4 protein-coding genes are annotated in these 3,086 nt (G+C 67.5%); all 4 read left to right on the top strand.

The window, feature by feature from the left end; all coding sequences use genetic code 11:
- Positions 1-89 precede the first annotated feature (89 nt).
- The 4 genes from ASE02_RS10865 (at position 90) to ASE02_RS10880 (ending at position 3,029) form a co-directional block, all read left to right on the top strand.
- A complete protein-coding gene (locus ASE02_RS10865) occupies positions 90-425 on the top strand; it encodes a transposase (protein WP_056734055.1) in 336 nt (111 codons plus the stop codon).
- Entirely contained in the window at positions 422-769 is a 348-nt protein-coding gene (gene tnpB, locus ASE02_RS10870) for an IS66 family insertion sequence element accessory protein TnpB (RefSeq protein ID WP_056734057.1), read from the top strand. Before ASE02_RS10865 ends, tnpB begins: the two co-directional genes overlap by 4 nt.
- Positions 770-904: 135 nt before the next feature.
- Positions 905-2,530 carry an IS66 family transposase gene (locus ASE02_RS10875; protein ID WP_369818547.1) on the top strand — a complete coding sequence of 542 codons (1,626 nt, stop codon included), beginning with the start codon at positions 905-907 and terminating at the stop codon, positions 2,528-2,530.
- A 61-nt stretch (positions 2,531-2,591) separates the two neighbouring features.
- On the top strand, positions 2,592-3,029 hold the full coding sequence (locus ASE02_RS10880; protein ID WP_056734062.1) for a hypothetical protein: 438 nt from the start codon (positions 2,592-2,594) through the stop codon (positions 3,027-3,029).
- The last annotated feature ends 57 nt before the right edge of the window (positions 3,030-3,086 follow it).

Genomic DNA, 3,086 nt, shown 5'->3' on the forward strand with positions numbered 1-3,086 from the left:
GTATCCCTGCGGTGAGGGCCGCCTTCTGCGGTTTGGTTTGATGCTGCACAGCTAACAGCGTGGATAGGTGCGGTGTTAGCAGCGGTGTCATGGCGTATTCGACGCTGATTACGGGTCCTGAGCGGCGGCGTCGCTGGAGTGAGGATCAGAAGCTGGCGCTGCTGGCGGCGGCTTTTGCGCCAGGGGCGAGCGTGGCCGAGGTGGCTCGGCAGGCGGAGATCTGCACGAGCCTGCTCTACCGCTGGCGCCAGTCCATCGGGGCGTCGAGCGGATTTGCGCCGGTCATCGTCCGGTCAGAGCCAGCGGCGGATAGGCTCTCGGCCGAGCCGGCCTTGGTGGTGGAGTTTGCGGCAGGCCCGCGGGTGTTGATCGCGGGCGGGGCGCCTGAGGCGCTGGTCGCCGCGACGCTGCGGGCGCTGCGATGATCCCCATCCGCTCTGGCGTGCGGGTGTGGCTCGCCACCGGTCACACGGATATGCGCAAGGGGATGCAGGGCCTGGCCCTGCTGGTCCAGGAGCACCTGAAGCGCGATCCTCATGCGGGGGATCTCTACGTGTTCCGCGGGCGGAGCGGGGCGCTGATCAAGATCCTCTGGCACGACGGGATCGGCATGTCGCTCTACGCCAAGCGGCTGGAGCGGGGACGGTTCGTCTGGCCCTCGACGAGCGGCGGCCCAGTGGCTCTGAGCCTGGCGCAGATGGGCTACATGCTGGAGGGGATCGACTGGCGTAATCCCCAGCACACTTGGCGTCCTGCCAGCGCCGGATGAGGCGCAAAATAGTTCGTCGACCCTGCATTTAGGGGCGCCACAAGCGCTGCGATCTGTGATTCCATCGGGGTCATGGAGAGCTTGGCCGCCCCGGTTCCGGACGATGTCGAAGCGCTGAAGGCGGCGCTGGCCAGCATGCAGGCCGAGCGGGATGCGGCGCATGCCGATCGTGATCTGGCGCGCGCCGATGCGGCCCTCGCCATCGCTGAGGCCGCCGCGGCCAAGGCCGAGCGCGCTGACGACCAGGCGCTGATCGCCCATCTGAAGCTGCAGATCGCCAAGCTCAAGCGCGAGCGGTTCGGGACCTCCTCCGAGCGGACCAGCCGGTTGCTTGATCAGCTGGAGCTGCAGCTTGAGGAGTTGGAGGCCAGCGCCACCGAAGACGAGCTTGCCGCCGAGCAGGCCGCAGCCCGGGCCACGACCACGGTCAAGCCGTTCACCCGCAACAAGCCCTCGCGCCAGCCCTTCCCAGAGCATCTGCCGCGCGAGCGCGTGGTGATCGAGGCGCCCAGGACCTGCGCCTGCTGCGGCGGCTCACGCCTGAGCAAGCTCGGCGAGGACGTCACCGAGACCCTGGAGGTGATCCCCCGCCAGTGGAAGGTGATCCAGACCGTCCGCGAGAAGGTCTCCTGCCGCGACTGCGAGACCATCGCCCAGGCTCCGGCGCCGTTCCACGTCCTGCCGCGCGGCTGGGCCGGCCCCAGCCTGCTGGCCATGATCGTCTTCGAGAAGTTCGGCCAGCATCAGCCGCTCAACCGCCAGGCCGAGCGCTACGCCCGCGAGGGCCTGCCGCTGAGCCTGTCGACCCTGGCCGACCAGGTGGGCGGCGTCACTTCGGTGCTGGCGCCCTTAGTCGAGCGCATTGAGGCCCATGTGCTGGCCGCCGAGCGCCTGCACGGCGACGATACGACCGTCCCTGTCTTGGCCAAAGGCCAGACCGATGTCGGCCGATTGTGGACCTATGTGCGCGACGACGCTCCGTTCGGCGGATCATCGCCGCCGGCCGCGATCTTCCACTACTCGCGCGACCGCAAGGGTGTGCACCCCCAGACTCACCTGAAGGCCTGGAGCGGGATCCTGCAGGCCGACGCCTATGGCGGCTACGCCGAGCTCTACAAGCCAGATCGAAGTCCAGGACCGATCCTGGAGGCCGGCTGTTGGGCCCACGGCCGGCGCAAGTTCTTCGAGCTGGCCGACATCGAGACCGCCGAGCGCAAGAAGGCCAGAGGCGAGAAGCCCAAGTCCGTCTATCCCAAGGCTCTCGAGGCCGTGCGCCTGATCGACGCCCTGTTCGCCGTCGAGCGGCAGATCAATGGCGCAAGTCCCGAGGCTCGCCTGGCCCTGCGCCGCGCGCAAAGCGCACCGATCCTCGCCGAGCTGGAAGCCTGGATGGACGAGACCCGTCAGCAGCTCACCAGCAGCCATGCAATCGTCAAGGCGATCAACTACCTCAAGCGCCGCTGGCCCTCGTTCACCCGCTTCCTGGACGACGGCCAGGTCTGCCTCTCCAACAACGCCGCCGAGCGGGCGCTGCGCGGCATCGCCCTTGGCCGCAAGTCCTGGCTGTTCGCAGGCTCCGACCGCGGCGGCCAGCGCGCGGCGGCTATGTACAGCCTCATCGTCACCGCCAAGATGAACGACGTCGACCCACAAGCCTGGCTGGCCGACGTGCTCGCCCGCATCAACGACTTGCCAGTCAGCCGTCTCGACGAGCTGCTGCCGTGGAACTGGATGCAGCCTAATCCCCTCGTCGGCGCATAGCCCGATTGACCCTATGTGCCGTCGATGTTCCATCGGCGCAGGGTGACCAAGCGAGGTGCTGATGGCCGACGAAGCGCAACTGCGCGAGAAGCTTCGCAAGATCGAGGCGCTGTTCGCCGGGGCCGGAACGGCTGGAGAAAAGAACGCCGCGGAGGCCGCACTCGAGCGGGTCCGAGCGCGGCTGGCTGAATTGCAGCGCAGCGACGAGCCCATCGAAATGCAGTTCTCTCTACCCGACCAGTGGGCGCGCAGGCTCTTCGTCGCCTTGTGCCGGCGCTACGGACTAAAGCCTTACCGCCTGCATCGACAACGCGTCACGACCGTGATGCTGCGCGTGCCCAAACGCTTCGTGGATCAGGTCTTATGGCCGGAGTTCCAGGAGCTGAACGCCGTCCTGATGCAGTACCTCAACGAAGTCACCACCCGCGTTATTCGCGACAGCGTGCATGGCGACACCAGCGAGGCGGCGGAAATGAACCCGGCGCTTCCACCACGGTAACTCGCCCCTACAGCCGGTCACGAGCGCGTCAGACCGCGGTGCTCACCGCATGCTTAC

The sequence above is a fragment of the Phenylobacterium sp. Root700 genome, assembly GCF_001429025.1.
Taxonomy (GTDB): Bacteria; Pseudomonadota; Alphaproteobacteria; order Caulobacterales; family Caulobacteraceae; genus Phenylobacterium.

What these genes read in the sequence shown, in the direction of transcription:
- ASE02_RS10865 (WP_056734055.1), top strand. Translation starts at nt 90, where the DNA reads ATGGCGTATTCGACGCTGATTACGGGTCCTGAGCGGCGGCGTCGCTGG.
- ASE02_RS10875 (WP_369818547.1), top strand. Translation starts at nt 905, where the DNA reads ATGCAGGCCGAGCGGGATGCGGCGCATGCCGATCGTGATCTGGCGCGC.
- tnpB (WP_056734057.1), top strand. Translation starts at nt 422, where the DNA reads ATGATCCCCATCCGCTCTGGCGTGCGGGTGTGGCTCGCCACCGGTCAC.
- ASE02_RS10880 (WP_056734062.1), top strand. Translation starts at nt 2,592, where the DNA reads ATGGCCGACGAAGCGCAACTGCGCGAGAAGCTTCGCAAGATCGAGGCG.